We start from the raw sequence: 17,051 nt of genomic DNA, 5'->3' as shown, positions 1-17,051 counted from the left end.
ATGACCACCGAAGGCATCGAGGCCGTGTTCCTGGAAACACACAACTGGGGCAAGGCGGCCAAGTTCTTCCAGGGGCTGGGATACGAACTGGAGTTCTCGACGGATCACAACTCCGGCCAACTCCGCAACGGTGACGGCCCGTACGTGTTCATCGCCGAGGTCCCCCGGGACAAGGAACCCGAGATGCGGCTCGTCCTGAAGGTGCCGGATGCGGATGCGTTCAGCCCCGCCGCCGGCACCGAGGGCGTCACGCCGTTCGAGGACACCCACTACGGGACCCGGGAAATGACCGTCCGTGACCCCGACGGGCGTCTGTGGAGCCTTCAGGCCCCGGCCCGGCAGTGATTTCCGGTACTCCGGAGAGGAAGGGAGCGCGTGATGATCGACGAACAGACCGCGGCGCCGGACAGCACGGCGGTGCGGACGGCTCTGTGGCGGGCCCTGCACGTCCGGATCGACTCGCCGCCGTACGTCCTGGAGGACGAGGTCGGCCTGCAACTGGCCGAGCCCGGCGACGACTGGCATCGCCGCGGGGACATGGACCCGAGCCTGACCGCGTGGTTCCGGGCGGCGATCGTGGCCCGGGCCCGCTTCATCGAGGACCTGGTGGTCGAACAGGCCGGCCGCGGCGTCGGCCAGTACGTCATCCTCGGAGCGGGCCTGGACACCTTCGCCCAGCGCAGGCCGGAGATCGCCTCCCGGCTGCGCGTGTTCGAGGTCGATCGACCCGAACCGCAGGCATGGAAGCGCCGACGACTGGCCGAGCTCGGCTTCGGCGTCCCGGACTGGTTGCGGCTGGTACCGGTCGACTTCGAGGCCGGCGGGTCGTGGTGGGATCGGCTGACGGGCGCCGGCTTCGACGCCGACCGGCCGGCGGTGGTGACCTCCACGGGCGTCGCCCTGTACCTGACCAAGGAGGCGAACGCCGCCACGCTGCGCCGACTGGCCCGGCTTGCCCCGGGATCCACGCTGGCCATGACGTTCCAGTTGCCACCGGAACTGCTCGACGCGGACAAGCGCGCCGGATTCGAGGTGGCGGTGAAGGGGGCCAGGGAGTCCGGGACGCCGTTCGTCAGCTTCTTCGCCCCGGAGGAGATGTTGGCGCTGGCCCGCGAGGCCGGATTCGCGGAAGCCCGGCACGTATCGGCGTCCGATCTCAACGAGCGCTACTTCGCCGACCGCCCGGACGGCCTTCGCACGTCGAGCGGGGAGGAACTGCTGGTGGCGACCACCTGATCGACCTGGACCTCTCCTCGCCCCGCCCCGCCTGCGCCTTCGGTCGTCGACGTCCGTCCGGAGGCGACGGCGGGGCGAAGGCGGGGCGGGGACGAAGGCGGGCGGGGCGGGGGCCGGCACGAGCTTCGACGCGGCGAGGCCACGCGCTGCTCCGTGTCCCGTCCGGGAACTGCCGGAGCTGTCGGAGCCGATCAGTGGGCCTCGGGACCCAGGTCCCGCAGCACGGCCTGTCCCGCCGCGCGGTATCCGGCGGCCGCGATCGGATCCGTCTCGTCGAGCAGGAGGGCGATCCCCTCGTGGGCCCGGGCCTCCTCGTGCCGATATCCCAGGGTCGGGGCCGACTCCAACGCCTGCCGGTGCAGCCGCAGGGCCTCGTCGGGCAGGCCCGCGAGCCGACAGGTCTCGGCGTAGTCGTTGAGGAAGCGGATCTTCCAATGCTCCTCGAACAGCTCGTCCAGCAGCGCGAACGCCTCCCGGTGAGCGGCCAGCGCCTCCTCGTGGCGGCCCATCCGCCGCAGCGCGACGCCCAGGCAGTTCAGGCACCACGCCTCGTTGTTGAGGTGCCCGTCCGCACGGGCCAGCGCCAGCGCCTGGTGCAGCTGCTTCGCCGCCTCGTCGGGTTCCTCACCGGAGATGGCCACGCCGAGGGTGATCCGGGCGGTCAGCGTGGGCGGCCAGGCGGGGTCGGCGTGCGGCATCTCCAGTACGTCCCGGGCGCGTTGCGCCGCTTCCTCGCGGTGTCCCAGTTGCAGCATCGCCCATGCCTCGGACGCGGCCGCGTGCGCCGCGCCGGTCGGGCAACCGGCCGCCTCGTACGCCATCCTCGCCGTCCGGAAGAGTTCGAGCGGCTCCTCGACGTATCCCTGATCCCACCTCAGATAGCCGCGGCGCATGGCCAGTTCGGCCTGCGCCCCGATGGCCCCGGCCTGGGACAGCGGTGGTTCCGCGGCCTCGTACGCGGCGCCGGCCTCGGCCATCCGGCCCGCGTTGTAGCGCGCGAATCCGAGGTCGCTCTGCGCCACGGCCAGGTGCAGCGGGTCGTCCAGGCGCTGCGCGGCGGCCAGTGAGCGCTCGAAGAGGTGGTTGAGATGCGTCGTGCCGCACCGTCGCGCGAAGTACGCCCGCATGAAGCGCGGCAGTTCGCACGCGTGCGCGTCGGCCCCGGTCGCGTCCGCGATCTCGAACGCGGCCAGCAGGTTCTCGTACTCCGCGACGAGCCAGGCGAAGGCCGCGTTCTTGTCCGCGAATCGGGGTAGTTCGGCGGGGGGTCGGCCTGCGGAGACCGGCCGCCCGGGCGACAGGAAGGCCAGCGCCTCGTCGGCGGCGGCGGTGGCGTGTACGTAGTAGTCGAGCATCCGCCCCAGCGCGCGTTCCCGCGCGATCGCCGAGTCCTGCTGCGGGCCGGCCCGGCGTGCGTGCTCGCGCACCAGGTCGTGCAATCGGTAACGGCCCACGGTCGGCTGCTGGACCAGGTGGGCGTCGAGGAGGTCTTCGAGCGTCGCCTGTGCGCTGCCCAGCGGCACGTCCGCCACGGCAGCGACCACGTACTCGTCGAAGGACGACCCGGGCAGCAGGCCCAGCATCCGGAACAGGCGGGCCTGGTCCCCGGGCAACTGCCGCACCGACATGGCGAACGCGGCGTCGAACTCGCCGGTTCCCTGCGACAGTCGGTCGACCAGTACGCCCACGGTCCAGCCCGGCCGGTGCCGCAGCCGGGCGGCGGCCAGTCGCAGGGCCAGCGGCAGATGGCCGCACAGCCGCAACACCTCGGCGGCGGACTCCGGTTCGCGCGCCAGTCGACCGTCCGAGCCACCGGGGTCGCCACTCGCCCGGGCCAGGAGTTCGGCGCTCTCCTGCGGGCTGAGCACGTCCAGCGACACCGGGGGCACCTCGTCCAGGCCCAGGAGTCGATTGCGGCTGGTGATCAGCGCGACGGAGGAGCCGGCGCCGGGCAGCAGCGGGCGGACCTGGTCGGCGTCGACCGCATTGTCCAGGACCACGACGGCGCTGCGACGGGCCAGTTCCGACCGCCAGCAGGCGGCCAGTTGTGCGACGCCTTCCTGTGGGACCCGCTCGGACGGGACGTCGAGCGCGGCGAGCAGCATGCGCAACGCGGAGCCGGGGTCGAGCGGGTCCTGGCCTTCGGTGAAGCCGTGCAGGTCCACGTAGAGCTGGGCGTCGGGGTATCGGGCGGCGAGCCGGTGGGCGGCATGTACGGCCAGGGAGGTCTTGCCGACGCCCGCCATGCCGTCGACGGCGACCACGCGGTGGCTGTCCACGGCGGCGAGCACCGCGGCGAGCGGGGCCTGACGACCGGTGAAGTCGGGTACGTCGCGCGGCAGGTCGTTACGGGGCGTCGGCTGGACCTGGCGGCCGGCCTTGGGGGGCGCCGGCAGCGGGTTCGAGGAGCGTTCCCACAGGGGGCGCAGCGGGCGGGGGTCGCGCTTGACGAGGCGGCACAGTGCGATCACCGCGGGCCACGGCGGCACCGTTCGGCCGCTGAGGTAGCGCGAGAGCGACGAGGAGCTGAGGCCGGTATCCCGTGCCAGGGCCCGCACGCCGAGCCCGGACAATTCCTGGAGCAGGCGCAGCCTGGCCGCCAGTTCGTCCGGCGGCTCGACCTGCGCCGGCTGCGATCGCACATCCATCGGATCCCGCCTTCCTCGCCCTGTACTGTCCCGCGCCGGCGAAATCTCTCCGGGGCGCGTTGTCGCTGTTCACAGCCGTTCCGGCTGTCCCACGGCGTGCCATCGAGGTCGTCGTGGCACGCCGGTTCGGCTGTGATGGATGCACACCCCGGGCAGGCCGGGCTCCGCTCCGGAAGACCGGAAGAGAAGACCAGAAGAGGAGCACACCGAGATGCGGTCTCGTATGCGCAACCCCGCCGTGGTGCTGTCCGACGCGATGCAGCCTATTCAGGAGATATTCGCGGTCGCGCACTCAGGTGGGGTGGACGGGCAGACGCTGGAGCTGGTGCACCTGCGGGTCAGCCAGATCAACGGCTGCAGCGCGTGTGTGAACGCAGGTGCCGAGGCGGCCCTGGAGGCCGGCGTGAGCAGTGAGCGGCTGGCAGCGGTCGCCGCGTGGCGGGAGGCCCCGTACTTCAGCGCCCGCGAACGTGCGGCGCTCGCGCTGGCCGAGGCCGCGACGCGGCTGGCCGACCGGCCCGACTCGGTGAGCGACGAACTCTGGGACGCGGCCGCCACCTACTTCGACGAGAAGCAGCTGGCCGCGATCGTCCTGATGATCGGCGTCACCAACATGTTCAACCGGCTCAACGCCACGACCCGCCAGATCGCCGGCGCGCGGGGATGACCGGCACGGGCGCGGATCCGATGCTTCCCGGGTAACGGCCAACGACCCGTGCGGGTCGGGCTCGGCGGGGCCGCGTCCGACACGACTTCCGGGCTTCCGGGCTTCCGGGCTTCCGGGCTTCCGGGCTTCCGGGCACGACGACACATCGAGTACGAACATCGAACACTGATACACCCGACACACATCTCCCGGACCTACCGATGGGAACCGCCATGAGCAGCACGAAGAAGTCCACCGCGCGCGCCACCGCGACCGAGAAGTCGTTCGAGGGATTCACGGCCGACGAACGCGCCGCGATGAAGGAACACGCCAAGGAGCTGAAGGCGTCCGCGCGCGGTGGATCGAAGGCGGCCAAGGCGGCGGAGGCGGAAGCCGCCGTCGTCGCGAAGATCGCCGAGATGCAGGATTCCGACCGGGTCATGGCCGAGCGGCTGCACGCCGTCATCAAGGCGAGCGCACCGGATCTGGCGCCGAAGCTGTGGTACGGCATGCCCGCGTACGCGAGGGACGGCAAGGTTCTCTGCTTCTTCCAGAGCGCGCAGAAGTTCAACGCGAGGTACGCGACCTTGGGCTTCAGCGACCAGGCGAACCTCGACGACGGCGCGATGTGGGCGACTTCCTACGCCCTCAAGGAACTCACCGCCGCCGACGAGGCGCGGATCGCCGAGCTCGTGAAGAAGGCGGTGGGCTGAGGCCCGAGGACACCGCCGCCCCGCACCCGGATCGGGCCGGACACCACGTGCCTTGTCCGGCCCGCCTCGGACCGAAGTCATCGGGGCCGAGGGGCGGTCCGGCTCGACCGGGAGCAGGACGCGGCGATGGCGGCGTGGTCGACACCCGCGCCGCTACGGCCGGCCGCCCCCACCTCGCCGACCTGGGCGCTTCGGGAACGGGCGCGAGGGTCAGGGCCGGATCGCGTCGTCGTACGCCTTGACGACCCGGTCCAGGAAGGCCGCCACCGTCGCCCGTTCCTGCTCGGACAGGGATTCGACGGCCTCGTTCACGCCGCGGACGATCGGCGAGACATGCTCGAACGCGGACGCCTCCCAGTCTTCCGCGGGTGACACGACGACCTTGCGGCGGTCGGTGGGATGCGGCGCCCGGCTTGCGTGCCCGCCCGCCACGAGCCGGTCGATGACCAGCGTGGTCGCCGCGGTCGAGGCGTCCAACCGGCGGGCCAGGTCGGTCGGGGTGGCCGGTCCGTTCGCCACGAGGTGGTCCATGACGGCCAGTCCGGCGGCGTCCACGCGCATCTCGCGACCCAGGTAGCGCTCGAACCTCTGCTGACGCAGGGTCAGGGTGCGCAGGCGGTCGCGGATGTCGTCGTACCCGCCCCCGGCCCGGCGTGCGGTTGCGTCCTTGCCGGCAGGGTCCGGACGCTGATCCCTCGCGGCCCCGCCGGCGGCGGCTCGTCTGGCATTCATGAGGCACAGGCTACTCTCGATATTGCCAATATGATTGGTAGTCAGGTGCGTGCAGACCCAAGGCTCGACATCGCCCCGGACTCCCCGAACTCCCCGGGCTCCCCCGTGCCGGCCGATTCCTCCGGGCGTCCCGGCCACCAGAAGCGCTTGCCGGCCAGCAGGACGAGCGCGGGCACCAGCACGGTGCGGACGATCAACGTGTCCAGCAGTACGCCCGCGCCCACGACGACCCCGATCTGGGTCAGGGTGATCAGCGGCAACACGCCGAGGACCGCGAACACCGCGGCCAGCAGGATGCCCGCGCTGGTGATGACGCCACCGGTCGACGCCAGGGCCCGCAGGATCGCCGCCCGGGTGTCGTGGCCGGCGACGGTGTCCTCGCGCGCCCGGGCGATCAGGAAGATGTTGTAGTCGACGCCGAGCGCCACCAGGAACAGGAACGACAGCAGCGGCACGTTGTCGTCCAGCGCGGGGAAGTCGTAGACGGTGCGGAACACCACCTCGGCCGCGCCCAGGGCGGAGAAGTAGGTCGCCACCACCGTCAGCACGAGCAGGACCGGTGCGACCAGGGCCCGGAGCAACAGCACCAGGACACCGAACACGATGGCCAGGACCAGCGGCACCACGACGCGGGTGTCACGGCCGGTGGCCTTGGCGACGTCGTACTCGCCCGCGGTCGTTCCGCCGACCAGGGTGTGGGCGTCCGGGACGGCGGCGAGGGACTTGCGCAGTAGGACGAGCGTGGCGTCGGACCGGCCGCTGCCGGGGGCCGAGTCCAGGATCACGTCGGTGACCGCGTACCGCCCGGAGGTGGCGCCGGGCTGCACCGACGAAACGCCCTCGACGCCTTCCGCCGTCTTCGCGACCGCCGGCCCGGTGGCAGCCGAGGACACCACGGTGAGCGGCTGGGTGGCCCCGGCCGGGCGTACCGACTCCAGTGTCTTCGCACCCCGGACACTCTCGGGCGTGCTGCGGAACGTCTCGTTCTGCGACAGGCCCACGGACGTGCCGAACAGTCCGCACGCCAGCGCCGCGAGGACCGCCGTCGCACCCGCGGACACGAGTACCGGACGCGCCGAGACGACCCGGCCCAACTTGGCCCACACCCCGTCCCGATCCGCCGCGACCGGGTCGCCGACCCGGGGGATCAGCGGCCAGAACAGCCAACGGCCCGGCAGCACCAGGGCCGCGGGCAACACGACCAGACCGAAGAACATCGCGATGACGATCCCACAGGCACCCGCGAAACCGAGTCCGCGGTTGACGGTCAGTTCAGCGGCCAGGAGGGTCAGCAGGCTCAGCACCACGGTGCTGCCGCTCGCCAGTACGGCGGGGGCGACACCGCGCAGCGCGCGACGCATCGCGGTGAAGCGGTGCTCCTCCACCCGCAGTTCGTCGCGATAGCGCGATACCAGCAGCAGGGCGTAGTTGGTGCCGGCTCCGAACACGAGCACCGACAGGATGCCCGCGGCCGAACTGTCCACCGCGACACCGACCTTCGGCGCGAGTGCGCCGACGACGACGGTGGCCAGGCGGTCGCCGATCGCCACGACTATCAACGGCACCAGCCAGAGCACGGGACTGCGGTAGGTGATCAGCAGCAACACCGCGACGACCAGCACGGTCACCAGCAGCAGGGTGACGTCCGCGCCGTCGAACACCCTGGTCAGGTCCGCGGAAACCGCCGGGCCACCGGTGACCTGGGCTCGCAGCGGCTTGTCCACGCCCTCGGCGGCAACCTCGCGTACCCGGGTGACGACCCGATCGTTGTCCTTGCCCTCCAGCTTGTCGGAGACCGGTACCGGCACGGTGGCCACAGCGCCTTTGGGATCGAACATCGCCTCGGCCGGAACACCGTCGAGGCCGACGGCACCCAGCGGCGCGGCCCGACCGGTGATCACCGCTCGGTCGACCTCGGTGAGCACGCTGCCGTCGGTGCGGCTGTAGACGACGAGCATCGGGGTCCGGCCGCCGCCGGCCATCCCGTCGACGATCTTCGCTGCCTTGGCGGACTGGGAGGACGCGGGCAGGTTGGCCCGGTCCGCGCCGGGGGTGTTCGCCTCCGAGGGGCCGAACGCGAACACGGCACCGACGAAGACCAGCGTCAGGAGCAGGACCGCAACGGCAAGCGCACGCGGACGCGAGCGCGAGCGCGGGCCTGGGACGCGCGGCGGAGATCCGGCGGGGGTCGGAAGCCTCGGGGGCTGCTTCGGGGGTTTCATCAATACCTCACGAGATTGCTAACTTCATTAGTAATCTCACTGTCCCAGACCCGCCGACGCGACGCAACCGACCGACCTCCGAACACAGAGCGCCGACAACCACGCCGCGGCTCCGGGCGCGCGGCGCCGACGCCTTCGCCCAGCACGGAACGGGACCCAGGGCATGGGCGCGAACGAGGGCGCGGCCGAGGGCGCACGGAGGGAACCGGGGCGCGTCATCGCGCCGTTGGACGACAGGCTCGTACGGCGCACGGCTCGCGACCGTCGCGGCAACCCGCTGTGTCCATGGGCCACCCGGACCCGGTGGTGGCAGATGCGCCCGTGAGCGGTTGCCGACCTGCTCAGCCCCGGGGCGCAGGACCCGCCGGCCGAAGTCGGCGCGGCGGACTCTGCTCGGCCGCCTTGCCGCGCAGGTTTTACGCAGCGGCACGTCGGCGGTCAGCCGGTCCATGGCTGGGCCGTCAGGCCATCAGGCCGGTGCCACGGCGTCCCGGCCGAGATGACGGGCGAAGAAGCGGACCGCGCTGTCGGCCTCGAACCTGGGCAACTCCTGGTGGCTGCCCGAGTTGGCGTGCAGCGTCCTTTCCTTCGAGGCGAAGGCGTCGAAGGTGACGACGATGAAGCCGCCGTCGGCCACGAGGCGGTGGGCACGGCCCACCATCCCCGGCGCCTTCGTGTGCATGCCGCCGCCGTGCCCGATCAGCACCAGGGGCGCGCGCTCAAAGCCCGAAGCGCGAGCAAAGACGGGGTCGGGATCGGGAGCGGGCGACCAGAGCACACCGGTGACCTCACCCACGGTGAAGTCACCATGTTCCCGGCCGACCCGGCCTTTCCCCGCCGTCCGCGCCGGGGTCAGGCGTCCAGGCGCCGCTTGGCGAGCCAGGTGACGATCTCGGGGTCCCGATGGTCGAAGAACAGCGAGGCTCCGGTATCCAGGGCGGCGATGGCCGCCATCTGGTCGTCGGTGAGCTCGAAGTCGAAAACGTCGAGATTCTCCGCCATCCGCGCGGCGCGCACCGACTTCGGGATCGCGACGACGCCACGCTGGGTCAACCAGCGCAGCACGACCTGCGCCACGGACTTGCCGTGCTTCTCCGCGATCTCGCTCAGGAGCGGGTGCGTGAACAGGTTGTTCCTGCCCTCGGCAAAGCCGCCCCACGACTGGATCTGCACTCCGTGCCCACGCATGAGCTCCTGGTCGGCGGTGCGCTGGAAGAACGGGTGGGTCTCGATCTGATCGACCGCAGGTGTGACGTCGTTGTTGACGATGAGGTCGACCAGTCGGTCGAGATGGAAGTTGGCGACGCCGATCGCCTTGGCCCGGCCCTCACGGGTGAGGTCTTCCATGGCACGCCACTGGCCGTAGACGTCGCCGTAGGGCTGGTGCATCAGGTAGAGGTCGAGGTAGTCCAGCCCGAGCTTGGTCAGGGACGTCTCGAAGGCCCTCCGGGTGTTCTCCTGCGCCGGCGCGTCCTGGATCCACAGCTTGGTGGTGACGAACAGTTCCTCGCGAGTGACGCCGCTGTTCCTGATGGCGCGGCCGACGGCTTCCTCGTTGCCGTAGGCGGCGGCGGTGTCGAGCAGCCGGTATCCGACGGCCAGGGCCTCGGAGACGGCCTGCTCGGTCTGCTCCGGCGGGATCTGGTACACACCGAAGCCGAGGATCGGCATCTCGACGCCGTTGTTCAGGGTGACGTTACGCATCGGATCTTCCTTCCGGCCGGATGGGATGAGCGGGATACACGCCGTATACGCGACGAAGCAATGAACGCGATGAACGGGTGAGCACGAGAGAGTCGGTGATCAGTGTGTCCACTTCGCGCCGTTTCACCCTTGACGGCAGACCGGGTTCTTCGGGGTGATGAAGCGCGCCCCCACGGCGCCGCCGAGCAGGTCGGCGCGATGTGACACCGGATCCATGGCGCCCGACCCCCGGAAAGCACGGCCGACATGCCCTCGTAGCGATCGACGAGGCGTCGACGGTCCCGTACGTTCCCGGCTGGTCCGCGACCCGCGCCCAGGTGGCCCTGTGGCGCGGCGCCGCAACGGAGGCGGTGCAGTGGTGCGCGCGGGAACGACACGCGTTCACGCCCGACTTGCTGCTCACCCACGCGGCCGCGCTGCGCCTCGCCGGCGATGCGCCGACTGCGCGGCTCAGGTTGGCGCAGGCCGAGGCGTCTCCGACCCTCGCCGCGATGCCACAACTCGGGTCCGCGGCGTCGGCGGAGCGAGCCCACTTGATCGCGCTCGAAGATCCGACGGCGGCGGTCACGCTGCATCGTGATGCGTTGCGCGTCCGGCTCCGGCACGGCCTGGTCCTCGGCTGCATCGACAGCCTGGAGGCGCCGGCAGCGCTGACCGGCACACCCGAACGGGCGGGCCTGTTGCTGGGCGCGGCGGACCGATCCCGCCGGGACACCGGCTACTTCGCCGCACGACCGCCTCTGCCGGATGGACCCGAGTTCGCCACGGCGCTGGACCGAGGCCGTGCGCTGTCCCTGGACCAGGCGGCGGAGCGAGCACTTCGAGACAACCGCCGCGGCACACGGCCGACGACGGGCTGGGCCGGTCTCACCCCGGCCGAACGCGCGGTGGCCGGGTTGGCGGTCCGCGGGCTCAGCAACCCCCGGATCGCCGCCGAGCTGTTCATCGGCCGCGGCACGGTCAAGACCCACCTCGCCCATGCCTACGCCAAGCTCGGGGTGGCCAACCGCACCGAACTGGCCCGCGATTTCGCGACACACACCGGCGACGCTCCCGGATCGAGTCCTCGACGACGGGAGGTGCCCGCCTGCCCCGCCCGCGGCGCGGGCCGGGAGCAGCCGTGCCGAACCGGCTCTCGACGTCATCCCTCGGGAGCGTCCCCCGGTGTCGAACCCGCACCGGGAAAGGTCCGCCGACGAGCAGGGGGCGGCGAGTCGAGGCTTTTCCCTGCGGTGGCGGTGATTCCGGTTTCGTACGATGGCGTCGATGGGGGCGCCGCATGAGGGTCTCGGCGGCGGACTACGCGACGGGGGTCCGGTGGGTCAGGTGGGTCGCAACAAAGGCAATCGCACAGTGACGGCCGACGGTGTCTTGTGGCAACCGCGGCTGGGCTGGGACATGTTGATCCCCCTCGTCCCGGTGACAGTGGGCATCATCCCGGCGTTCGTCGACGTCGGCTGGGTGCGCTACGTGATCATCGCCTCGGTCGTCGTCTTCCTCTCCCTGTTCGCCTACTTTCTGCGGCAGAAGCTGATCATCGGCAAGCAAGGACCGGCGCTGCTGGGACTGTTCGGCACCCGCCGATCGGCCTGGGCGGACATCGCGCACATCGAGATCCGCCCGCACTTCGACGACAGCTGCTACGTCACACTGCGCTGTACGATGCGCAACGGCTCGCGTCGCCGCCACATCCTCTCCTACCTGGCCTTCGAAGCCGTCCGGGAACTGGTCGGCGACCTGCGAACCTACGCCGAACCACACGGAATCCAGGTCTCCGTCACGGGCAGCGCGGTGGACAGGCGTACAGCCGGCGAACCCGTCGACGCCGACACCTGACCCTCGACCGCTCCGACGACGAGGCGGCCGTGGGCACAGGCGAGCCGGGTCAGTCCAGGCAGAACTCGTTGTCCTCGGGGTCGGTCATCATGATGTGACCGGCACTCAACGGTGGAGCCGGCTCCTCGCGATGGACTCGCGTCGCCCCCAACGCGACGAGCCGTGCGCACTCGGCCTCCAGTGCCGCCATCCGCTCCTCCCCCTGCAAACCGGGAGCCGCACGCACGTCCAGGTGCACACGATTCTTGGCGACCTTGCCCTCCGGCACCTGCTGGAAGAAGACCCGCGGACCCTGCCCCTTCGGATCCTCGATCGCCGAGCGCGTGTTCCACTGCTCCTCCGGAACGCCGATCCGCGCCAGGAAGTCGTCCCACAGGGACAGCGGATCGACCGCCTCGGGCACGTCGACTCCGGGCGGCCCGGGGTGGACGTAGCCGAGCGCGTCTCGCCAGAAGTACGACAGCGCCCGCGGATCGCGGGCATCGAAGGTGACCTGGATGTGGCGGCTCATCGATGTGCTCCGTTCGTAGTGGGTTCCGAACCCACCCTGACCCCCCATGCGGACAGTATCGGTCCGCTATCTCTGCCAGGGTGAACGACATGAACGCGGGAGGCAGCAGCGACGAGCGGCGCACGACGGAGCGAGTCCTCACCCTTCTCGGCCTGTTGCAACGGCGCCGGGCCTGGACCGGCCCCGAACTCGCCGACCGACTCGGCGTCACCGCACGCACGGTGCGGCGCGACGTCGAACGACTGCGCACACTCGGCTATCCGGTACACGCCGACCCGGGCGTGGGCGGTGGCTACCGACTCGGCGCGGGCACGGACCTGCCACCACTGCTCCTCGACGACGAGGAGGCGATCGCCACCGTCGTCTCGCTCGTCGCCGGCGCCGCCGGCGCGGTTCCCGGCACCGGCGACGCCGCGCTGCGGGCCCTGACCAAACTCGACCGCGTGCTGCCCACCCGGCTACGACACGAGGTACGCGCGCTCTCCACCGCGGTCGCCTCCTTCGGCTCCGGCCCCGCGCCGATCGACCCCCAGGTGCTCATCACACTGGCCGGGGCCTGTCGCGACGAGGTCGAGGCCGGCTTCGACTACCCGTCCGGGAACGAGGTACGACGGCGACGGGTCGAGCCCTACCGCCTGGTCGCCTCCGACCGCCGCTGGTACCTCCTCGCCTACGACCTCGACCGCGACGACTGGCGCAGCTTCCGCATCGACCGCATGATCGACGTGGCCGCGCGCACCTGGCGCTACCACCCGCGCGCGGCCCCGGACGCGGCCGACTACGTCCAGGAGGGCGTGGCCTGCCGGGTCTACCCGCACCGGGCGCGCTTCCTCGTCCACGCCTCGGCGGACACGGTCCGCGCCCGGATCTCGGCCTCGGCGGCCGTGGTACGACCACGCGGGAGCGAGCTCTGCGAGGTGCTCAGCGGCGCCGGCTCGCTCGACGCCATCCTCATGCACGTACTCCTGCTCGGACACGACTTCGAGGTCCTCGACCCTCCCGAACTCGCGACGCGCGCTCACGCACTGGCGCAAAAACTGCTCTCGGTCGGCACCACGACCCCACCGGCACCACCGAACGCACAGGGGCCCTGAGCCGTGACCGCCCCCGGCACCCCGATGCGATCGCCACGCACACGACGCGCGGAGCGGCACCTCGTCGGCATCACGCGCACCCCGCCCGGTCGACGCGGACGCTCCCTCATTCAGCCCGATGCTACCGTTTCCCCAGGTCACGGCCATGTCGGTGGGCAGTGCTAGCGTCGATGCATGACCCCGGAAGAGCTCGCCAACCTCGCTCACCTGCGCCGCGCGCGGGATCTGATCGACCGCGAGTACGCACGGCCGCTCGACGTGCCGACGCTGGCCCGTCGCGCGCTCATGTCCCCGGGGCACTTCTCGCGCCGATTCCGCGCGGCCTACGGCGAGACGCCGTACACCTATCTCATGACCCGCCGTATCGAGCGGGCGATGGCCCTGCTGCGCGGAGGAATGAGCGTGACCGACGCCTGCATGGCGGTGGGTTGTACCTCACTCGGCTCGTTCAGCTCACGGTTCACCGAGATCACCGGAGAGACACCCAGCGCATACCGCAGTCGGGAGCACCGGGCCCAGACGGCGATGCCCGCATGCGTCGCAATGGTGCACACTCGCCCGATGCGAGATCCGAGCAGGATTCAAGAAGCAGGCCGCGGCAGCGCCGCCTAACGTGGGCGACATGAGCATCGCACTCCAGTACTGCCACATCACCGTCAACGACCCCGACGAGGCACTCCCCTTCTACCGCGACGGCCTCGGACTCGAAGTCCGCAACGACGTCGCCTCCGACGGATTCCGCTGGGTCACCCTCGGCAGCCCGACCCAGCCCGGCCTCGAAATCGTGCTTTCGGCACCCCATGCCGGCCGCTCCCAGGCCGACGGCGACACCTTGCAGGAACTCCTCACCAAGGGCGTGCTGCCGATGACGGTCTTCAGCACCGACGACGTCGACGCCACCTTCGAGCGGGTACGGGCGTCCGGCGCCGAAGTGCTGCAGGAACCCATCGACCAGGACTGGGGCCCGCGCGACTGCGCCTTCCGCGACCCCTCCGGCAACATGGTCCGGATCCAGCAAGGACCCAAGGCGTAGCACCCGGCACCCGCCGTTCGGTACCCCTCTGCGCGGAAGACCGTCGTGGGAGGGGCACGCGCCGCCGATCCACCCGACCCTGACCCAACCAGCGGGTCGGACGTTCACAGGTGGTCGGCGGCGCGCACGTGTACCCGGCCGACAGATGCGACAAGATCCCCGCATGTGCGAGACCGACGCCGAACCGACCCGGCCCCCGTCCGACCGCGCAACGCACCCGCAGGCATCCGTACGCGCGCAACTCCCCGCCCAGGAAAGGATTCAGGCCGATCGGAACCCGCCGGCCAGTTCGTCCCCGAGGGAGCTGCGTCGGTACAGGACCCGTCGCCCGTCGCGCGCCCGGGTGACGAGACCGGCGGCGTGCAGCACGCGCAGATGTTGCGACACCGCGCTCGGGGTGACCCTGAGGCGACGGGCCATCTCGACCGTGGGCAGCGGCTCTTCGAGGATGCCGAGCAGTTGCGCCTTGGGCGCACCCACCAAGGACACGAGGGCAGCCGTGTCGGCGACCGGCTCGCGCATCCACAAAGTCGCCACCCCACGGCTGGGATAGACCAGCATCGGCGGTTCCTCCGGGCTGACCGGCGGCGCGGGCTTGTGCGCGAACACCGAAGGCACCAACAGCAAGCCACGACCCGACGCGGCGACACGGTGCCGGCCGATCATCCGGTCGATCCGCAGAACGCCCTCGTGCCAGCGCACATTCGGATGCATGTCGGCGAACAGCAACCGCACGCCGCCCACGGCCAGTTGCCGCGCACGGTAGGTCATGTCCGCCTCCAGCAGCAGGCGCATCCGCGGCCATGCCGGCTTGATGGCCACCTCCCAATACCGCAACAGGAGCGCGCAGATGGCATCGCGGAGCGCGAGCACGCGGGCATCGTCGCCATCGGCGGCGTGCAGTAGCGCCGCGGGCAGCGGGTTCGGGGCGTGCGCCGCCGCCAGGTCACGACGGACCAGGTCGGGCGACGTGCGCCCGACGGCGGCTAGTTCCTCCTCGAAGGACGGAGCGAAACTCGCAGGCCGCGGGGTCAGAAAGTCGGGAAGCGTACGCCTTGCCGCGACCAATGACATCAGCAGCTCGGTATCGAGCGCCTCGATCCCCTCCAGGATGGACCTGCGCCACGGCAGGTGCAGCGCGCACAAGCCCGGCTCGCGCAGTACACGCAGGCTGACCACGGTCTCGTGCAGGGGCGAGAGGGCGAACCGCGTGTCCGCGAGGTCCTCGACACCGAGCTCGAAGCTGATCATTAAGCCATACGCTACATCCGTTGGCGGGACGGCGCGGGTGCCGTGAACTCCCACGTATGACACACGGCCGCACCCGGCACATACCAACCTCCCACAGCGGCAAGAACGCGGCGCACCGTCCCGCCCGCTCCCTCCGCGTCACCCGGACCACCCACACCGCCCACCTCACCCGTGATCCGGTGGCCTGACGTGAACCACCGCCTCGTCCTGATCCTGTCCCTCACCTGCGCCGTCGGCGTGGGCAACATCTACTTCCCCCAGGCGATCAGCCCGCTGATCGCCACCGGACTCCACCAATCACCCGACGCCGCGGCCTTCGTGGTCACAGCCACCCAACTCGGCTACACCGCCGGGATCTTCCTCCTGGTCCCCCTCGGCGACCGACTCCCCCACCGCCGCTACCTCGTCACGCTCCTCACCCTCACCGGCATCGCCCTACTGGCCGCAGGCTGCGCGCCGACCCTGCCAACGCTGGTCGCCGCGACCATCCTCGTCGGCCTCACCACGGTCGCCGCCCAGATCGTCGCCCCCATGGCCGCCGGACTGGTCGCCCCCGACCGCCGCGCGGCAGTGCTCGGCACCCTGCTCAGCGGCTCGATCGGCGGCATGCTGCTCGCCCGCACCTTCAGCGGCACACTCGGCGAATCCCTCGGGTGGCGCGCGCCCTACCTGGTGGCCGCACTCCTGGTCCTGCTCCTCGCCGCCACCCTGGCCCGCGTGCTGCCCACCACCGTCCCGCCCTCACGACGGCCCTACCCCGCGCTCCTGGCCGAGCCCCTACGCCTCCTGCGTACCGAACCCGACCTGCGCCGCTCCTGTCTCTACCAGGCCACGGTCTTCGCCGGGTTCTCCGCCGTCTGGACCTGCCTGACCCTCCTGATCACCGGCCCGACCTACGCGATGAGCGCCCACGCGGTGGGCATGCTCGCCCTGGTCGGCGCCGCGACCATGGTCTGCACCCCCCTCGCCGGACGCCTGGTCGACCGCCACGGACCCGACCTGGTCAACCTGGTGTGCATGCTCGGCGTCCTCGCCTCCGCCGCCGTCCTGGCCGCGGGCTCCCGGGGCGGCGCAGTCGGGACGGCCGCCCTGGTGCTCGGCACGCTGCTGCTCGACATCGCCATGCAGTCCGGCATGGTCGCCAACCAGGCCCGGGTCTTCGCCCTGCGCCCCGACGCCCGCAGCCGGCTCAACACCGCCTACATGACCTGTGCCTACCTGGGCGGCAGCGTCGGCTCCTGGATCGGGGTACACGTCTACGACCGAGCCGGCTGGCACGGCGTATGCGTCCTCGTGGCCGTCCTCGCCGCCGTCGCCCTGACCCGCCACCTCACCGCACCGCGCAGCCGAGGAGCCCGCCACGACGGGACGCCGGCCACCGCCCGGCACTGACCCCGACATTCGGCGCCCTCGCGGTGGCTGATC

At 71.2% G+C, this 17,051-nt stretch carries 17 protein-coding genes; 10 read left to right on the top strand and 7 right to left on the bottom strand.

What is annotated here, in order from left to right:
• Positions 1-345 (top strand): VOC family protein, encoded by a 345-nt coding sequence (locus A3IC_RS0118700; RefSeq protein ID WP_020551577.1) that lies wholly within the window; start codon positions 1-3, stop codon positions 343-345.
• Between the two features lie 33 nt (positions 346-378).
• Positions 379-1,236 carry a class I SAM-dependent methyltransferase gene (locus A3IC_RS0118695; RefSeq protein WP_020551576.1) on the top strand — a complete coding sequence of 286 codons (858 nt, stop codon included), beginning with the start codon at positions 379-381 and terminating at the stop codon, positions 1,234-1,236.
• A 191-nt stretch (positions 1,237-1,427) separates the two neighbouring features.
• Here A3IC_RS0118695 and A3IC_RS0118690 read toward each other — a convergent pair whose 3' ends face one another.
• Positions 1,428-3,884, bottom strand: coding sequence for an ATP-binding protein (locus A3IC_RS0118690; RefSeq protein WP_026218426.1), 2,457 nt, complete (start codon positions 3,882-3,884; stop codon positions 1,428-1,430).
• A gap of 211 nt (positions 3,885-4,095) precedes the next feature.
• Here A3IC_RS0118690 and A3IC_RS0118685 point away from each other — a divergent pair, with 211 nt between their 5' ends.
• A complete protein-coding gene (locus A3IC_RS0118685) occupies positions 4,096-4,551 on the top strand; it encodes a carboxymuconolactone decarboxylase family protein (protein WP_026218425.1) in 456 nt (151 codons plus the stop codon).
• 212 nt (positions 4,552-4,763) lie between these two features.
• Positions 4,764-5,243 (top strand): iron chaperone, encoded by a 480-nt coding sequence (locus tag A3IC_RS0118680; RefSeq protein WP_020551573.1) that lies wholly within the window; start codon positions 4,764-4,766, stop codon positions 5,241-5,243.
• A 210-nt stretch (positions 5,244-5,453) separates the two neighbouring features.
• On the opposite strand, the gene A3IC_RS0118675 is transcribed toward A3IC_RS0118680, so the two are convergent.
• From A3IC_RS0118675 to A3IC_RS0118655, 4 genes are all read right to left on the bottom strand, one after another.
• A complete protein-coding gene (locus A3IC_RS0118675; protein ID WP_020551572.1) occupies positions 5,454-5,975 on the bottom strand; it encodes a MarR family winged helix-turn-helix transcriptional regulator in 522 nt (173 codons plus the stop codon).
• Between the two features lie 41 nt (positions 5,976-6,016).
• Positions 6,017-8,059: an MMPL family transporter gene (locus A3IC_RS55220; protein WP_020551571.1), complete on the bottom strand. Its 2,043-nt coding sequence runs from the start codon at positions 8,057-8,059 to the stop codon at positions 6,017-6,019.
• A gap of 607 nt (positions 8,060-8,666) precedes the next feature.
• Positions 8,667-8,993 (bottom strand): hypothetical protein, encoded by a 327-nt coding sequence (locus A3IC_RS64975; RefSeq protein ID WP_321184153.1) that lies wholly within the window; start codon positions 8,991-8,993, stop codon positions 8,667-8,669.
• A gap of 56 nt (positions 8,994-9,049) precedes the next feature.
• Entirely contained in the window at positions 9,050-9,901 is an 852-nt protein-coding gene (locus tag A3IC_RS0118655) for an aldo/keto reductase (RefSeq protein WP_020551568.1), read from the bottom strand.
• 200 nt (positions 9,902-10,101) lie between these two features.
• Here A3IC_RS0118655 and A3IC_RS72555 point away from each other — a divergent pair, with 200 nt between their 5' ends.
• Both A3IC_RS72555 and A3IC_RS0118645 read left to right on the top strand, forming a co-directional pair.
• Positions 10,102-11,184, top strand: coding sequence for a helix-turn-helix transcriptional regulator (locus A3IC_RS72555; RefSeq protein WP_020551567.1), 1,083 nt, complete (start codon positions 10,102-10,104; stop codon positions 11,182-11,184).
• Positions 11,185-11,254: 70 nt separating this feature from the next.
• A complete protein-coding gene (locus tag A3IC_RS0118645) occupies positions 11,255-11,737 on the top strand; it encodes a hypothetical protein (RefSeq protein WP_158696001.1) in 483 nt (160 codons plus the stop codon).
• A gap of 49 nt (positions 11,738-11,786) precedes the next feature.
• Here the strand turns inward: A3IC_RS0118645 and A3IC_RS0118640 are convergent, their stop codons facing one another.
• Positions 11,787-12,248, bottom strand: a complete 462-nt coding sequence (locus tag A3IC_RS0118640) for a VOC family protein (protein ID WP_020551565.1) — start codon at positions 12,246-12,248, stop codon at positions 11,787-11,789.
• Positions 12,249-12,337: 89 nt separating this feature from the next.
• Here A3IC_RS0118640 and A3IC_RS0118635 point away from each other — a divergent pair, with 89 nt between their 5' ends.
• From A3IC_RS0118635 to A3IC_RS0118625, 3 genes are all read left to right on the top strand, one after another.
• A complete protein-coding gene (locus A3IC_RS0118635) occupies positions 12,338-13,342 on the top strand; it encodes a helix-turn-helix transcriptional regulator (RefSeq protein ID WP_040876785.1) in 1,005 nt (334 codons plus the stop codon).
• 174 nt (positions 13,343-13,516) lie between these two features.
• Positions 13,517-13,954, top strand: a complete 438-nt coding sequence (locus A3IC_RS0118630; RefSeq protein WP_020551563.1) for a helix-turn-helix transcriptional regulator — start codon at positions 13,517-13,519, stop codon at positions 13,952-13,954.
• A 10-nt stretch (positions 13,955-13,964) separates the two neighbouring features.
• Positions 13,965-14,375, top strand: a complete 411-nt coding sequence (locus tag A3IC_RS0118625) for a VOC family protein (RefSeq protein WP_020551562.1) — start codon at positions 13,965-13,967, stop codon at positions 14,373-14,375.
• 261 nt (positions 14,376-14,636) lie between these two features.
• Here the strand turns inward: A3IC_RS0118625 and A3IC_RS0118620 are convergent, their stop codons facing one another.
• Positions 14,637-15,626, bottom strand: coding sequence for an ArsR/SmtB family transcription factor (locus tag A3IC_RS0118620; protein ID WP_020551561.1), 990 nt, complete (start codon positions 15,624-15,626; stop codon positions 14,637-14,639).
• A gap of 189 nt (positions 15,627-15,815) precedes the next feature.
• Here A3IC_RS0118620 and A3IC_RS0118615 point away from each other — a divergent pair, with 189 nt between their 5' ends.
• A complete protein-coding gene (locus A3IC_RS0118615; protein ID WP_020551560.1) occupies positions 15,816-17,018 on the top strand; it encodes an MFS transporter in 1,203 nt (400 codons plus the stop codon).
• Positions 17,019-17,051: the final 33 nt, after the last annotated feature.

The organism is Embleya scabrispora DSM 41855, from assembly GCF_000372745.1.
GTDB classification, from domain to species: Bacteria; Actinomycetota; Actinomycetes; order Streptomycetales; family Streptomycetaceae; genus Embleya; species Embleya scabrispora.
Note: the sequence above shows the minus strand (reverse complement) of the source record. Positions and strands in the feature narration are given on the sequence as shown.